Annotated in this window: 15 protein-coding genes and 1 pseudogene; 8 read left to right on the forward strand and 8 right to left on the reverse strand. The window is 39.7% G+C overall.

Annotated features, from left to right (window positions below):
• Positions 1-276: 276 nt before the first annotated feature.
• A complete protein-coding gene (locus ACYVIL_RS19470; protein ID WP_303475587.1) occupies positions 277-1,542 on the reverse strand; it encodes a GGDEF domain-containing protein in 1,266 nt (421 codons plus the stop codon).
• Positions 1,543-1,969: 427 nt separating this feature from the next.
• On the opposite strand from ACYVIL_RS19470, the gene ACYVIL_RS19475 reads away from it, so the two are divergent.
• The 5 genes from ACYVIL_RS19475 (at position 1,970) to ACYVIL_RS19495 (ending at position 5,382) form a co-directional block, all read left to right on the forward strand.
• Positions 1,970-2,584, forward strand: a complete 615-nt coding sequence (locus ACYVIL_RS19475; RefSeq protein ID WP_303475585.1) for a DUF7010 family protein — start codon at positions 1,970-1,972, stop codon at positions 2,582-2,584.
• 26 nt (positions 2,585-2,610) lie between these two features.
• A complete protein-coding gene (locus tag ACYVIL_RS19480; protein ID WP_303475582.1) occupies positions 2,611-3,738 on the forward strand; it encodes a sensor histidine kinase in 1,128 nt (375 codons plus the stop codon).
• A 42-nt stretch (positions 3,739-3,780) separates the two neighbouring features.
• Positions 3,781-4,392, forward strand: a complete 612-nt coding sequence (locus ACYVIL_RS19485; RefSeq protein WP_460314328.1) for a response regulator transcription factor — start codon at positions 3,781-3,783, stop codon at positions 4,390-4,392.
• A 489-nt stretch (positions 4,393-4,881) separates the two neighbouring features.
• On the forward strand, positions 4,882-5,076 hold the full coding sequence (locus tag ACYVIL_RS19490; protein ID WP_460314330.1) for a hypothetical protein: 195 nt from the start codon (positions 4,882-4,884) through the stop codon (positions 5,074-5,076).
• Positions 5,077-5,139: 63 nt separating this feature from the next.
• A complete protein-coding gene (locus tag ACYVIL_RS19495) occupies positions 5,140-5,382 on the forward strand; it encodes an RT0821/Lpp0805 family surface protein (protein WP_460314332.1) in 243 nt (80 codons plus the stop codon).
• A gap of 26 nt (positions 5,383-5,408) precedes the next feature.
• On the opposite strand, the gene ACYVIL_RS19500 is transcribed toward ACYVIL_RS19495, so the two are convergent.
• Entirely contained in the window at positions 5,409-6,077 is a 669-nt protein-coding gene (locus ACYVIL_RS19500; RefSeq protein WP_460314334.1) for a glutathione S-transferase, read from the reverse strand.
• Positions 6,078-6,290: 213 nt separating this feature from the next.
• Between ACYVIL_RS19500 and ACYVIL_RS19505 the strand changes: the two genes are divergently transcribed.
• Entirely contained in the window at positions 6,291-8,624 is a 2,334-nt protein-coding gene (locus ACYVIL_RS19505) for a peptidase U32 family protein (RefSeq protein ID WP_460314336.1), read from the forward strand.
• Between the two features lie 380 nt (positions 8,625-9,004).
• Entirely contained in the window at positions 9,005-9,985 is a 981-nt protein-coding gene (locus tag ACYVIL_RS19510) for a transposase (protein ID WP_460314338.1), read from the forward strand.
• 448 nt (positions 9,986-10,433) lie between these two features.
• Here the strand turns inward: ACYVIL_RS19510 and secF are convergent, their stop codons facing one another.
• From secF to ACYVIL_RS19530, 4 genes are all read right to left on the reverse strand, one after another.
• Complete coding sequence (secF, locus tag ACYVIL_RS19515; RefSeq protein ID WP_460314348.1) at positions 10,434-11,345, reverse strand: protein translocase subunit SecF; 912 nt, start codon at positions 11,343-11,345, stop codon at positions 10,434-10,436.
• A gap of 71 nt (positions 11,346-11,416) precedes the next feature.
• A complete protein-coding gene (gene secD, locus ACYVIL_RS19520; RefSeq protein ID WP_460314340.1) occupies positions 11,417-13,255 on the reverse strand; it encodes a protein translocase subunit SecD in 1,839 nt (612 codons plus the stop codon).
• 139 nt (positions 13,256-13,394) lie between these two features.
• Positions 13,395-13,955 (reverse strand): hypothetical protein, encoded by a 561-nt coding sequence (locus ACYVIL_RS19525; RefSeq protein WP_460314342.1) that lies wholly within the window; start codon positions 13,953-13,955, stop codon positions 13,395-13,397.
• A gap of 157 nt (positions 13,956-14,112) precedes the next feature.
• Positions 14,113-14,667 (reverse strand): DUF1439 domain-containing protein, encoded by a 555-nt coding sequence (locus tag ACYVIL_RS19530; RefSeq protein ID WP_303475562.1) that lies wholly within the window; start codon positions 14,665-14,667, stop codon positions 14,113-14,115.
• A 420-nt stretch (positions 14,668-15,087) separates the two neighbouring features.
• Between ACYVIL_RS19530 and ACYVIL_RS19535 the strand changes: the two genes are divergently transcribed.
• Positions 15,088-15,702: a PEP-CTERM sorting domain-containing protein gene (locus ACYVIL_RS19535; RefSeq protein ID WP_460314344.1), complete on the forward strand. Its 615-nt coding sequence runs from the start codon at positions 15,088-15,090 to the stop codon at positions 15,700-15,702.
• Between the two features lie 16 nt (positions 15,703-15,718).
• Here ACYVIL_RS19535 and ACYVIL_RS19540 read toward each other — a convergent pair.
• Positions 15,719-16,009, reverse strand: a pseudogene (locus ACYVIL_RS19540) (integrase core domain-containing protein); the annotation flags it as partial.
• A gap of 16 nt (positions 16,010-16,025) precedes the next feature.
• Positions 16,026-16,413, reverse strand: a 388-nt coding sequence (locus ACYVIL_RS19545; RefSeq protein ID WP_460314346.1) for a transposase, incomplete at its 5' end; no start/stop codon positions are given.

Raw genomic sequence — 16,413 nt, forward strand, 5'->3', positions numbered from 1 at the left:
ACTGGCTCTGGCTTTACAACAATGAACGACCTAATATGGCAATTGGTGGTGTACCACCTAAACAACTATTGAGAGCGGCTTAATTAATTTCTACGAATAACTGCTGCTTAAAATGGGGGGATTACAATGGGTGTCTCGTTAGTTCTTGCAGAGGCTTTTTGGTTGCGCATCGTTTGCTTTTTGAAGTTGTTGCTTTTGACTTAACTATGTTGGATGTCAAATAAAGTTACTCTGATGAGGGAGGTTTGTTACCTTGACGATAGCTAAACAGATTAGTTAAGCCAAATCGTACAGACTTGCAATACCAATTGCATTTTTGCCTTTGTGTTTGGCACTGTATAAAGCCTTATCGGCAGACGTCAACATCAGGTTGGATAAGTCATCCATGGGTAATTGGTCTGACGTTACGCTAACTATGCCGAAAGAACATGATGCATTAAATTTGATATTTCCTATGCCAAATCGCATTTCAGATATGTTCTTTCGAATACGTTCGACAATCATAAGAGCATGATTGTCAGGCTGTTTATCAGAGAATAATATTACAAACTCATCTCCTCCTAATCGCGCAATACAGTCAGTGCTCCGAATGTTCTCCTTTATAATTGTGGTGATATTTTTTAGTAATTCATCACCATTCCCATGGCCATATTGGTCGTTGATGGTTTTAAAGTTGTCCACGTCAAATATACAAACAGATAACGAAGTCAGTTCATTGCGTGACATTAACTTTATCGATTCGCTTAAGCGGATATCTAAATAACTGCGAGAATAGGCTTGGGTTAAATGGTCATATAAAAGGCGATCACTTAGCAGTTGCCGTTCTTCATACAGATTATCGATATGCAGAACAAGTACCCAAGCAATGGTAGAAATCACTAAAAATGAACCTATCCATGTAAGTGGTGGTAAATCAACTATTTGTATTCCAGTTAGAGTATCGGAAACCCCTGTTATCATCCAGACAGTATTTGCTAATAACAGCAGTAATACTGCGTTAGTTTTGTTGTTTTCTTGTCGTCTACGTTGACGTAAGTAGACTTTCACTAAAATCAATATGCAGTAAACGGCTAATACTAATATCCATACCCCCCATAGTTGAAATAAAGAACCATATTTTAAACCGGTATAGTACGCAGATGTTGAGTGAAACTCTTTGCTAAGAAAGTATTGATTTGGCACCACTGCCAGTAATGAAAAAACACTACTGATAACGTAGCACCACTTAAGAAATATCGGTGCTTTGTATTGAAAAAACGCAACATAGAAATGCAAGCTCAATAGGGTGGTATACATTGCGCAAATAACTGTTACACGGTTAGCAATGTTTAAATAATTCAGGTTCTGACCTGAATTTAATAACACCGCAAAGCCGCCAAGAAAAATACTACTGACTAAAGCGGAAAGGGAAAATAGCAAATAATACTTAACTGATTCTTCGTGTCGGGAGGTTAGACGATAATATAAAAGCAAAAAGAAAAAGCTTAAAAGTATACTGATACTAGAAGTGATAAATAAAGGTAAGGATAAGACCTGAACCATTTTATTTCCCTTTACGACTTAAATGATACGGAACATTCTCACAAAAAGTGTAGCTTAAGCTTCTAATTATCATCTAATAATTTGGATCTCAAATTAATAGATTAAGAGCACTTATACAATCATTTTTCATTGTAACTATTGGATGAAAATACATAAAAGTTAATTTTTTCTCCCTGTTTGTCCATCAACAGGGTTTTCCAACTTAAGGTAAAAAATGAAATGACTGATAAGTTGGGAAAAGCAACTTATCCAACAGCCCTATAACTTCTTAGTATGGCCGACGTTGTGTGCAATATTGCACTTTTACCTTAGATCCCACCAACCTATTATGACAAATGTCACATCTTATTGGTGACATTTGTGCCTTATTGTTTGTATCCCCATCCGTAATAATAATCTCGTCCTTTACATAACTTACGAGATTACAATGAATACATTTACTTTAGATCAACAACGCGAGCAGTTTCGTCAACGTCGTTTTTTAGCTATGCCTTTAGCCGGTATGTTAGTTTGGACTGTAATTGGTCTTATTGGCTTTTTTGCACAGTCAGTTGAAACGAAGGTCTGGTCGGTTTGGTTGGGTTGTGGTGCTATTTTCTATTTAGGCATTTTTTTCGCGAAACTTACAGGGGAAGACTTTTTTAATCGCAAAGGCCCTAAAAATGAATTTGATAATTTGTTTATGGCTGGTGTCGTAATGGCATTGTTAGTGTTTGCCATCGTCATGCCGTTCGCAACAAAAGAAAATGAATCGATTCCTATGTCGGTAGGGATTCTTGCCGGATTAATGTGGATGCCGTTATCATGGGCTATTCAGCATTGGGTTGGATACTTTCATGCCATTACCCGAACCATCGGGATAGTAACCTGCTACTTTGTTGCTCCTGAGCATGTGTTTGTGACTGTACCGGCTGTCATTGTAGTGATATATATGATCAGTATTTACATACAAGAAAAACGTTATGCCAACATCAAGGTTTCAACTGATAGCAAAAATGATTTATTAACAGCTACATCGTTTAAAACAAGTCTCGCAAAGTGATGCAGTAACAATCACAAGGAAATAATATGACAGCCACGTCTTTAAACACCAATATAAGCTTGCCGGCCCTTGGGCGCGGAGAACGCAAGAAATGGTCTTTTATTTCGTTGGTGTTCTCATTCTTCTATTTTATCCCATTATTTATCAGTGAAGCTGCACCTAGCAGCTTCCATCTGTTTGCTTCCCTCGGTATTTATGCCATCTTTGTGGGATGTTACATATGGTCAGTATTGGCTAAGGGGAAAGCGGTAATATTACCAATAACCTGTCTTGTAATAGCATGTATCGGCGGCACTTTTTTGAACTTTGCTGGCGTATTTTTATTTGGTTTTGCCACCTTTATAATTGGTTATCATGGCGCTGGTTGGGCGCGTTTGGTCAGTTTTCTAACGGTTATAACCGCCATGGTAGTCTCGGTTATGCATTATGAAGCCGTTGACTTACGCTATCTGATTCCGTCGGTTTTTAGTTGCTTAGCATTATTCACCTTTGGCTTGCTAGAGCGAAAGGAAGCGTTCATCGAAATACACAAACAGCATGCTGCAAATGAGCTGGCGCAGGTTAGTGCCATTGCTGAGAGAGAACGCATCGGTCGAGATTTACATGATTTAGTTGGGCATACCCTGTCAACAATTGCATTAAAGGCCGAGCTTGCAGAAAAACTCCTTCAGCATGACCGTATAGATGAAGCAAAATCGCAACTTGCTGAGCTTAGTGCTGTTTCCCGCGAAGTCTTGTCTGATGTAAGGAAAGCCGTTTCAGGCATGAAAAAGCTTTCCTTGCAAAGCGAATTACAGACGCTGACTCAATTACTCGAAAATGCCAACATCGAAGTTGCATTGACAACAAATACGCTGAGTAAAGTGGACTTGCCGATAGATATTGAGCTGCAAATGTCATTTGTCGCCAAAGAAGCCGTTACCAATATTCTGCGACATAGCAACGCAACTAACGCTTACATTGACGCACGTATTGACGATAACACAATGCATTTGTGCATAGGTGATAACGGCAGTAAGCCTAATAAATCCTATAAAGCTGGAAATGGGTTAACCGGTATGCAAGAACGCATAGATATGATTAATGGCAGGTTACTTATCAAGCATGACAAGGGTATGCACCTTGAAATAAGTGTCCCATTGCCGCTAGGCTAAGCGCCGATCTTGAGATATGAATTAAACTAAAAAGGAAATTTAATGAGTACAAAATTAGTTATTGCTGAAGATCAAACCTTAGTGCTCGATGCACTGACCGCATTAATTGGTTTTGAATCAGATATAAACGTGGTGGCTTCTTGTGGTGACGGTGCAAAAGCGCTTAGTTTTATTAATAATTCAGATGTCATCCCCGATCTCGTATTAAGTGATATTGAAATGCCTAATATGACCGGTATCGAACTTGCCGAAACTTTACAGAAGCAATATCCAAATATAAAAGTTGTGATAATGACAACCTTCGCTAAGGCCGGCTACATGCGTCGAGCTATTGAGGCGGGGGTGAGGGGGATTGTGCTAAAAGAAGCCCCAAGTGATTATTTGATTGCCAGTTTGCGGCGGATAATAAAAGGCGAACGAGTAATTGATACCGAGCTTGCCATGATGGCACTTGGGGACAAGGATCCACTTAATGATAAAGAACGTAAAGCGCTCAAACTTGCGGCTGAAGGTTTGTCTACGGCTGAAATCGCCGAAAAGTTATTTATAGCACCAGGTACATTACGAAACTATTTGTCGGAAGCCATTTCTAAAATGAATGCCACAAACCGAGTTGATGCAGCACGTATTGCCAATCAAAAGGGATGGCTGTAGGCCGCCTGTGACAACCTCAATAATAACTTCGTTTTCTGCTATCTAGACACCTGCTATCTAGACACCCATGTTGACTTATCTAGGAATGTTATCTAGACACCCATGTTTACAAACCAGACTCGAAGTTAGTTGTGTAAAGCTCTAAACATCATGGGTGTCAGGATAATAATGCTCAACACATCATGAGTGTCAGAATAATACACACCTTTGTTTAATCAGTATTCACTGTCGTGGTAAACGTAAACACTAAAACAATTGTTGAGCGGTTTTAGTAGATCTTTTCAAAATTAATCGATAGTAAAAAATCCGCACTTTCTCCACATTCTTTACACGTTTTTTGACTATTTGATTGTTAGCCTTAGTTTGTTCTTGATAGGAATATTTCGGTTTTAACGAGTTGCTAAGTAGAGCTTGGAGATCTCTTTGGGATGAACTGATACTTTGCGTTAAATACCGAGTTCTAATATTTAGACAATAAAGGTACGAATCATGTTTTCACACTCCCGAAAAGTTGTAATTATATTTTGTTGCATTAGTGTTTTATTCTTATCGTCTTGTGCCGGTCGTGGAGGTATTCATCATGGGCACGGCGGCGGAGGCGGAGCTAACCCCCTCACTGGTTTAGTCATCGGTGGTATTATCGGTGGTGTTATTGGTCATGAGATTGGCAAAGATGAGGCTTAAGCTAAGGCTACTATTATTGGCCCTACCGTTGAAATCTATATTGGGGGTAGAGTTGGTCGTCATATGAACCATACGGACAGAACTTATGTTACGCATTCTTTAGAAACAGTTCGCACCGGTGTAGCCACACAATGGTATAACCCAGATACGGGGTATGAATATCGAGTTGTGCCGACTAAAACTGACTTAATTGATGGAGATACCTGTCGTGAATATACCGTGCAAGCAACTATTGGAGGAATTTCTGAAGTAGTGCATGGCAATGCCTGTCGTCAGGCCGATGGAAGCTGGATCGTTAGAAAATAAGCTTACTCGAATTTAAACCGACGAGGTTAGTTGGTTGGACTCCATACTTCGAATTTTGTCATCACCTTGGTGAACATCACACTTTGTAAGTAACGATTAAGCCATTGTTTCACTTTGGGATAAGGAGATTGAAGGTACCATTGACGTTCTACTTTGGCAAACTGACGAATAAAGGGAAGTAGCGCTATATCAACTAAACTTTCTCGGGCGGAAAATATAAAAGGCTGCTCTACTGCGTTATATTTATCCTGCGTATAACTCAAACGTTCTTCTAGTTCTTGAATAAAGACTTCACATGCTTGCCTGCATTCAATTAGGTTGTCTTCTTTGTAGCGCTTTGCACATTTATAGGCGTTTAAGCAGGCTTTGAATTCATCATCAAAACGAGTGATCAATTTGAGCATATTCGGCAATACGTTTTGCTCATCTCTAAGAAGTAGATCATCGGGATCATTTTGTGTTAACGCCCATAGCATGACTTCTAAGCTTTCTTCAATTATCGATGATGGCGAAGCTGCGTCGCCTAAAACTAAAATTGGGACAGTACCTTTTGCGGAAGCTTGCAGCATTTCTGCTGGTTTATTATTTAATTTTACTTCACGCACTTCTACTGGTTGATTGGCTTTGAAAAGTGCAATTCTGGCACGCATTGCATAGGGACAGTTTCGTAATGAGTAAAGAATCGGCAGTGTCATAGTTTATATTTCTACTGTTTTTAATGGTTAGCGGTTATTTCATGTATAGCATCGCTTAATTTGGTACTTTGCGGTCTTTACAGAGAATTATCTACCCTAAGTCATATTAAAAGATTCACTATACAGGTAAAATCGCCCGCATAAAGTCGCAGGGATTATACTATTCCTGTGAATCACACCCAAATGAATCGCACTTATATGAGTAATGTTGGCATGAATGATCTCCAAACCACCCCAAAAATTGAATTGTTAGCGCCAGGTGGTGATATTGATGCCATTAAGGCAGCCATCATTGCAGGGGCCGATGCTGTTTATTGTGGCTTAGATAACTTTAACGCCCGAAATCGCGCATCTAATATTTCCTTTGAACAACTAGTGGGAGTCATTAGGCTTGCTCATCAGTACGAATGTGAAATTTTTCTAACCTTGAACATTGTCATTCTAGAGCAGGAGTTTGCGACTTTAGCCAAATTATTAAGCAAACTAGTAAACACTACCTTAGATGGCATCATTGTGCAGGATATTGGCATGTTCAATCTAGTGAAAAAACATTTCCCGACTTTGGACATCCATGCTTCTACCCAACTGACTACCCATAATGCAGGTCAAATAGCCTTTCTAAAAAAATTAGGCGCCTCACGTGTAAATTTATCCAGAGAGTTAAACTTACGAGAAATAACTGAACTAACTGCGGTTAGCCGGGAACATGATATTTTGACGGAAGTGTTCGTGCATGGCTCACTGTGCGTGGCTTTCTCGGGGTTGTGTTATTCAACCTCCGCAAGTGCCGGTAATTCAGGTAATCGTGGCCGTTGCAGTCAAGCGTGTCGTGAAGAATATGAAACCACAGAATCGGGGCATAATTTCCCTCTTAATCTAAAAGATAATTCGGCCTTTTTTGACTTGCCAGCACTTATTGAAGCAGGTGTTTACTCATTTAAAATAGAAGGTCGAATAAAAGGCGCAAGCTATGTTCATACAGTGGTGGATAGTTTTCGTAAACAAATAGATGGCTTTATTGAAACGGGTGAGCTGCTTGAAGATGGGGAGCGCCTTTATAAAGTGTTTAACCGAGACTTTTCTAATGCATTTTTGCGTGGCGACTTAAATCAGTCGATGTTTATCGATAACCCAAGAGATAACTCAAAAAATCACGCAATCGCTAAAGCCAGTTCTGACAACGACAGCAATCGTATATCAGTAGTGCAAATACAAGAAGTGAAGCAAACCCTGTATCAAGAAAAAAATGAGCTTCATGATATTGTTCGAGAAAAAATTCAATATTTGAGTATAGATAAAGTAGAACTGTCTTTGGTGTTTTCTGGTGAGGAAGGCTCGCCATTAACTTTAAGTGTTCGCACCAACGATACAAGTTCCCATCAAAGTATGGCAGCTAAAATGAGCCATACTAAGGGTAAGTGTTTCACGTTGAAGTCGAGCAGTTTATTATCCAAAAGTAATAAAAATGCCATTGATCATGATGTGCTTGTGAAACGTTTTAAAAGTTTAGGTAATGCTGATTATGAATTGGCAAAAGTTGATTCAACAACGTTGACAGCTGGACTTAGCGTGCCATTTAGTGATCTAACTTTACTAAAAAATGAAGCTTCGAGACTGCTAAATGGTGCCCAAGCGTTAATTCCACCCGTGACATTACCAAAGCTTAAAAGCCATGCTAAAACCACTCAAAGTGACGCTAAATCGGAGCTTTCTATTCTTATCTGTGACGAAGCCGATATCCATTTAGCCGATGTTACTAAGGCCGATATTTATTTTAAATTGCCTGATGCCTATAAACGAAACTGCACTAAGTACATTGACTTCTTGGCTGATAATCCGCGCTTGATCCCCTGGTTTCCAGCCGTACTAATTGGCAAAGATTATGATGTGGCTATTAATATTTTGGAAAAGGTTGTACCGCCATTAATAGTTACTAACAACACGGGGATTGCTTACCGTGCTAATCAGTTAGGGATAAAATGGATAGCAGGACCATTTTTAAATACCACGAATTCGTATGCATTGATGGCGATGAAAGAAGAGTTTGATTGCAGTGGAGCATTTATTTCTAACGAGCTTAATCGTATGCAAATGAAAAACATTGCACGTCCTGAAAACTTCAAATTATTTTACAGTATTTATCACCCTATTTTGTTAATGACCAGCCGGCAGTGTTTCTTTCAACAAAGTGTGGGGTGTGAAAAGCCGCGAATAGATAACGGATGCATGTTGTCTTGCGATAAATCAACCAGTATTACTAATGTTAAGGGTATGTCGTTTGCCATTGATAAACAAAAAGCGGGATATCCAAGTATTTACAATGAAGATCAGTTTATGAACATGCAGGTTATCCATGATTTGGCAGACTTGTTTGACGGTTTTATGATTGATTTAACCAATATTGGAGCGGGTGGCCGAGTGTCGCCAGATAAGGTTGCACTAATCCAACAATTCGAGCAACTACTTGCGGGTGATACTAAGGTGGAAGAAACATTAAACGCAATGGTGCCAGAATCAACAGATAGTCAATATCACGCGGGGTTGTAGTTAAACAAGCGAATTACACGGGTAGGCTGCGTTATCTAATATGCATTACCTAACATTACCTAACATTACCTAAGACACCCATGGTTTTTTAAAAGCGCTGCTTCTCGGAGTAGCCCTTGTTATTTAGACAGCCATCTTGAGTTTCCCACTAACGCACTACTATTATTTAGACACCCATCTTAAGCTTGCAATTAGCGCACCTCTGCTAGTAGGACACCCACCTTTAACTGCCATAATGAGACATCCAACATTAGCGCAGCATTGTTTTAATATTTCACCTACTTTGGGACTGCATTTGCCTATACGCGAATTTCAATACTATTAAATTTCCACTTTTGACTAAACTTAGAAGTTATCAATCAACCAAGGATGGATGGCGTATGCCCCAAGCCCGAAAAAACCAGATAAGTTTAAGTGATACCTCTTATTATCATTGTGTATCCCGGTGTGTCAGACAGTCATTCCTATGTGGTAAAGACAAATTGACAGGGCAAAGTTATGAGCACCGGCGTGGCTGGGTGGAGTCCCGTTTACTCTTTTTAGGATCTGTTTTCGCTATAGATATAGCGGCATTTGCAGTAATGAATAATCATACCCATTTGGTATTGTTTGTAGATAACAATCTAGCTGAAAGTTGGTCAAAAAAAGAGGTGGTTACTCGTTGGCACCAATTGCATAAGGGCACGCTTCTTACACAAAAATTTTTACGTGGTGAAAAGCTGAGTGAATGTGAACAAGCTACTGTGGATCAAATCACCGAAGTGTATCGTCGCCGTTTGTATGATATTAGTTGGTTTATGCGCAATCTGAACGAATATATAGCCCGAGAAGCTAACAAAGAAGATGAATGTAAGGGAAGGTTTTGGGAAGGAAGATTTAAATCACAAGCATTACTCGACGAACGAGCCGTTTTAGCTTGCATGGCTTACGTTGATTTAAATCCGGTTCGCGCTGGTATCGAAAATACGCCAGAAACCTCAAAACATACGAGTATTTTCAAACGAATTCACGATCTAAAAAGTGGAAAACAACCTGAATCGCTATTGCAATTTGTGGGTAATCATCGACAAAAAGGGCCGGTTGGTATTCCATTCAGTTTTATCGATTATTGTGAATTAGTCCATTGCACTGGTCGCTGCGTACGACAAGGAAAAACTGGATTTATAAAAGCTAAAGAAAATTCCATTCTTAAAAGTATAGGTTTTAATCCTGAGCAATGGCTGTCACTTACAATTGAATTTGAACGGTACTTTTTCACAGCGGCTGGGAGTGAACAAGTGATGCAACAATTTAAGCGCAGCACAAAACATCAGCGAATACGCGGTATGGCCAATGCAAAAGTATTGTTCAAACACACCTGAAGTATTCACGTCGGAAAATCATTACAAGCGCAAATAACACTAGTCTCAACCGTTAATTGAGATAAGGTAATTGAGCCCTCACATCAATTAACTAGAGATAAGTACCTCTTAAATCAAGGTTATTTCATTCCTAATTCATTTTAAAACCAATTCATTTTGAATATCAAAGATTGTTACTAAAATATAGTTAGCATTCGCAATTATGGGTGCCTTGGTCATTTCCATGATTATCAACCATGGGTGTCTTTATATTTGTTCGTAGCTATGGATGTCCACAGAACATGTGCTATAAAACACCCATTGTAGTGGGTGTCCTATAGTCGTTTGTCACTACCAAAAATGACACCAGCAAAAAGGGTAATGGCAAACTCTTATTGTGGCTGTCCTAGGAATAGGAATACTTATAATGGCTGTCCTAGGAATACTCGAAATATTTACCAGGCAAGCTTTAAGGCTCGTTATTGAGTAACAACTCTTGCGCTCGATGTTGATAGAACCTAGGGTCTAAGCCAATTAATTGCGGAATTGTTGCTGACACTGCAATCGATGAAAGCGTTCCAAAAATGACACCAGCAAAAAGGGTGATGGCAAACCCTTGTAATGGCTGTCCTCCGAATATCCAGATTGAGGCGATTGTTGCCAGCGTGGTGCCTGAGGTGATCAACGAGCGGGTCAAGGTTGATTTGACCGCTATGTCAACTATGTCACTCATTGTGTGATTGGATTTAGCGCCCATAACTTCACGTAATTTGTCTCCAATTACGATAGAATCATTCAGTGAGTAGCCGATAATGGCAAGTACAGCAGCCAAAACTGTCAAATCAAACGACAAGCCAAGCCAAGAAAATAATCCTAGCACCACTAAAACATCATGTACTAACGCCATCAGTGAGCCGCAGGCTAAGCGCCATTCAAAACGCCAGGTCAGATACACCATCATCGCAATACCTGCAACAAGCATGGCTAAACCGCCATTATCGATTAATTCTGAGCCCACTTGGGAGCCAATGAAAACAGAATCTTGAGGCGTAATATCGTAGCCACTTTGTTGAGCAAAGTTAGTTAACCAAGCCTTATCAATAACAACAGACACACCATCAGCTTGGCGTACAGTCCAGTGGGTATTTGTAACACTGCTATTAAGTTCATATTCTTCGTTTAAATGGGTGTCCAATTGACGTTGCATATCTACTTTGTCGATACTTTGGCTAGTTGTGAACTCCGTCATGTAACCACCCGTGAAGTCCAGCCCCAAGTTCAACCCTCTGACCCCCAATCCCACAGCTGAAAGCACCATTAATACTATCGCTAAATAGAAACCTGCAAGCCGGTATTGACTGAATCTAGAACCTGCAGACATTGATTTTTCAGGGGTGTTTTTTGCAATATTATGGTCTTTTGCAACGTTTTCGTTGTTGATTAACTTTGTGCTCATGAAATAAGTTCCTTGTGCTTAACTGTGATTTGAGGTTTCACTAAATAGGTCAAAACGTGGGCGACGAAAACGCCGGTAAACATACTAGTTAGAATGCCTAAACTCAGTGTCATAGCGAACCCTTTCACCGGGCCATAACCGATACTAAGGAGGATTAACGCGGTGATCATAGTGGTGATATTGGCATCTAAAATTGTTCTAAACGCCTCTTTATAACCAGCCTCTATGGCTAAGAAGTTACTTCTCCCTCGTTTTCGCTCCTCTTTTATTCGTTCAAAAATCAACACATTAGTATCAACTGCCATGCCCACTGTTAACACTAGGCCTGCAATCCCGGGTAAGGTTAAAACTATATTCGGTAACAATGCCATCAAGCCAACTAGACATACCAAATTAAGTACTAAACAAGTGTTGGCAATAATGCCAAGTTTGCGATACCACAATCCCATAAACATTAACGTGACACCCAAACCAATGGCTAACGCCATAATGCCGTTGTTCACATTGTCCTGGCCTAGAGAAGCTTGGATAGTTCTTTGTTGAACAATGGTTATGGGGGCATCCAGCGACCCTGCTCGTAACAATAAGGCAAGCTCGGAGGCTTCTTGTTGACTCTCTAGGTTAGTAATACTGAAACGATTTCCTAACTGGGCCTGGATAGTTGCAACGTTAATGACCCTGCTACTTTTAACCATCTCATCTGCTGCGTTGCGATGATATTCTGAAAAAACGACTACCATAGGATTGCCAATATTATTTTTGGAGAAGGCAGACATCTTTTCGCCACCCACTGAATCCAATGATAAATTGACCAAGGCTATTCCCATTTCGTCGCGGCCAGAGGTTGCATTTTCAATACTTGAACCAGTAAAAATGGGTTTTGATGTGACGCGCAATTGACGACCATTATCATCTTTAAATGTTTTTGTACCTATCTCTCCTTCTTTTGCCACTTCATAAAAATCCAAAGAAGCGGTAGCACCTATGATACGTTTGGCCTGCTCTGGGTCTTTCACTCCCGGCAACTCTACTCGAATTCGATTGGCTCCTTGCCGTTGAGTCACAGCCTCAGTGATCCCTAATTCTTCTATACGGCCTCGCAAAGTCGTTAGTGCTTGAGCCATAATTTGTTGATGAAATTCGCTACTACTTTGTTCGGAAAACATCAAAGTCATATTACTCTCATCGACCTTGGTATAGGTAATACCGGGTAAATGTTGTTGCAACTTTTGTACAACAGTTTTCACATCATTTGTTTGATGAGTTAGAAAGTGCAGGTTAAGATTATTAGAGGTTTCATTTTTTGCTGAGGACTGTTTTACACTCATGCCCCTGAAACCATGCTCACGTATGATGTGTATAGCTTCGTCTTTGGCACTTTCCATGCGTTCTTGATCAGCTTTTGGGGTGTCTACTTCCAGTACAAACAACACGCCTCCACTAAGATCTAAGCCAAGTTTAATTGGTGACATGCCGAGTTCATTTAACCAGGTCGGCGCTGCTGATTGACTCCCTAAGCGGATTTCGTAGCGGTCACCCAGATCACGTTTCAGTTTTTGTTGGGCAATGGAAAGCGCTTCATCATCACCTTCAATAACGATTTTACTGTCGGAATTTCCACTGATAATTTGTTTGACGCGAATGTTTTCTTGTTGCATTAACTGACGCAACCGTTGAGGTTCTGGGAGTGACGTTTCTTGACTGTTGGAGCTAACTAGCAACGCATTGTTGTTACCGTATAAAGTTGGGATAGCATTTAATCCCAATATAAGCACAGTGACAATAATCACGATTAACTGCCATGTGTGCTTGGGTTTTGCTGTTGTTTTACGCATGTTCTTTCTCTTTTTTATCGAATACCCATTGCCCAAAGCAATGGCTAACGGGATGCGCGGGTGATTTACTCACACGCGAAATAAATGAAGGTATATAAATACCCATAAAAAAGTGCACTTAGTGAAGTGCCAGAACGTGTTAACTTAGGTAGGTAATAGCACCGGAATATTGCGTGTTTCCATCTTTCCAGCCACTCAATTTACTTTGATTATCTGCTGCATCAGGGCGCAGAAACCAAGGGATATCAACACTTGGATTAAGGGGAGCTAAGAAATGTTGACGCCCTAAAATTTCAGGCAAAAATTCGTAGGCTAGAACAAAAATTGGTTCGTTTTGTATTGTTGAGTTAAATGCACTGTAGGCTGAACGCTCAAAGGGAGGCCAACGTATATCGCGATTAACCTTAAAAAAATCAGAAGCAGGATTAGATTGAAAACTGCCTTTATCATTCTCTTTGTGACTAGATTTTCGCTTTTTCAAGGTTGTTTTTTGTTCAATAAGAATATATTCAGGCGACCAGGCTTGAGTTACGTCAAGGGGCGTGATTTGATGGTATTCGTTGTTGAGATGAGTATCACTTTGGGAAGTCAGAGAAGCGTAGCTTGCATCTAGATTAATATCGACAGAGCGGGCAGGGGTACTTGTTGCAATAAAAATTGCAATAAACAAACTAAATACTAGTGCACGCCAAGACCACATATAAGGATGCTAACTACCTGTAATGAATTGCTTAGTTTAATAAGGGCGAAACGGGAAAATGCAAGGGGTTGCATAAATAAACGACCTTCAATTCCTAATATAAGCGCAGCAATGTACTGTTAAACTGCACTCAGTTTGGTGCTCAATAACTGTTGTGTTAGAGGTTTGGCACTAATTGAACTGCACCTTCTACCACTTTCATATTCAAAGGTACTTTACTTAATAGTGCAATTCTCGGATCCGTCATATCCAACTTATATACTGGAGTGGTCGCTAAAAATGTATTAATAAGTGCCATTACTTGATCATTCAATACATTCAAATTACCTTTATATTTCCCAGCTTCTACTGTGGAGTCGATAAGTTTAAGATTGCGTAAATACACTGCTTTTTTGTCACTATCGTAGGAAGGGCTGCCTTCAATTTGCAACATCAAGCGGACAGGATATTTAAATGCAAAAGCATTAATTTCTGCGCCCGAATCCACGCCAAGAGCAATAACATCTCGATTATCAGGGCCAATATTTACGCTTAGGTCGTTTACACTTAATTCTACAGGAACACCCATAACACTGGCTTGTTCACTTAAGTTGGGTAACTGCTGACGAAGTAAAGATTGCACTTGCGCATTGGTAAACGAAAAAACTGATAGACCTTGAGTAGTGGCACAACCGGTTAAAAAAAGTGCGCCAATAAAAAATAATATTTTCATGAGATACCTTGTCGTGACTTTTTAGCCAATACAGGATACAACGCCGACCATCGAAGTGACCCTGTGACCCTTGGCTATTATCCCTTAAACAGCATGAATGATTTACGGGCATTGTACGTCCATGCTATACGAAATACTATTAACTTGAGGCCTGGTTTTGAAATTACCTACTCGCTAACTAAAAGGGCAAATTTTAGACGATTCAATTGTACAACAGGATAATTATTGCCCATGGGAAATATCTCGCGTATTATACTTAAGTATATGTTTATAATAATTATTTTGTCAGTTTACTTTACGGTTATTGATTAGAAGAAATATCTTATTTAAAAAATCGCATTAAATTCAATTGCTTGTAATTTAGGCATGCTATTTGCTTTTAAAATGATAAATCTAAGTATCATTCATTGAGGTGTAAAAATGAATAGAATTTTATGTATCGTTGCTTTACTTTTCGCTGGCGTAGCTAATGCTACTATCATTTCAGGTGACTTTCGCACTGAAGCTGATCTTCCATACTGTTGTTATGATTCTGGTCCATTGACTTATGAAAATCTTAACGCGTCCGTTGGGGCTGGTAATGAATTAGACAGTACCGATCTATTAAGTAATGATAGTTTTTGGAACGGTGGCTTGGTGTTTATCGACCTAGATCCATCAACAAACATTATTACACTCGACTCGCAAGACGATTTGGACTTTGAAGTTTTCACTGCTTCTATTAGCAATATTATGTTTGATGCAGGTGAAACTATTACTGGCTTGTCTTGGGTATCTGGCAATTTAACTGATATTGCCATTACTGAAATACTATCTTTTACGGCAAATAGCATAACAATTAGTTACGATGTTGGTAACGGTAACAGCGTCTTTGATTTCACTGGAACAGAAGCGGTATTTCAAATTGAGACTCAAGCTGGTTCGGTAGCTGTGCCTGCCCCTGCTTCAATTTTACTGCTTAGCTTAGGCTTATTTGCGTTAGTAAGTAGAAAAAGAGCTAACTCTTATTCAAGTTTATTTTATGTCCCGTCCTAGAATAAGTTGACGGTTTTTAAGCCAGCATTTTTTGCTGGCTTTTTATTATATGCACTTTGTTAGGTGTGTTCATACTTAAACTTAAATGCGGTCTTAAATCGTTATAAATATTTATCGATTCTTTAACCAATACCCGTAGCTCATCCAGCGTATTACATTCATAAAGTAAAAACTCTTGTTTGAGTATCCCGTTTACTCGCTCTGCCAGTGCGTTTTGATAGCAGTCATAGCCATCGGTCATTGACGGTTGAATATTATTGGCCTCAAGTACTGATTGGTATAACGTTGAGCAATATTGTGAGCCTCTGATGCCCTTCTAAGTGTCAAGCAGTTATTTGAATAGCATTTATCGAAGCATTTCTGTTTTTCAACAAGTAAAAGATTTCTCGAGCAATATATCGTTTCAAGCATCTGAGTGCTTCCATTTTTGAAAGACCTTCAGTCGTTCGTTTGTTGATATAAGCTTTTGAGCGCTCTTCAGTGCGAAGTCTACCAATTGCAATTATGTGTAATGCACTATTAGCGGCTCTGTCTCCACCTCTATTTAATCGATGACGATTAGTTTTTCCCGATGAGGCTGGGATAGGGCTTACACCACACAGAGAGGCGAAGCTTGCCTCAGAATTTAAACGTTCTGGATTGTCGCCTAATGTGATAAGTAGTTGCGCCGCTGACTCATACCCAACGGCTGTTTGTTCAAGTAACTCTGGC

Source organism: Aliiglaciecola aliphaticivorans (assembly GCF_054782055.1).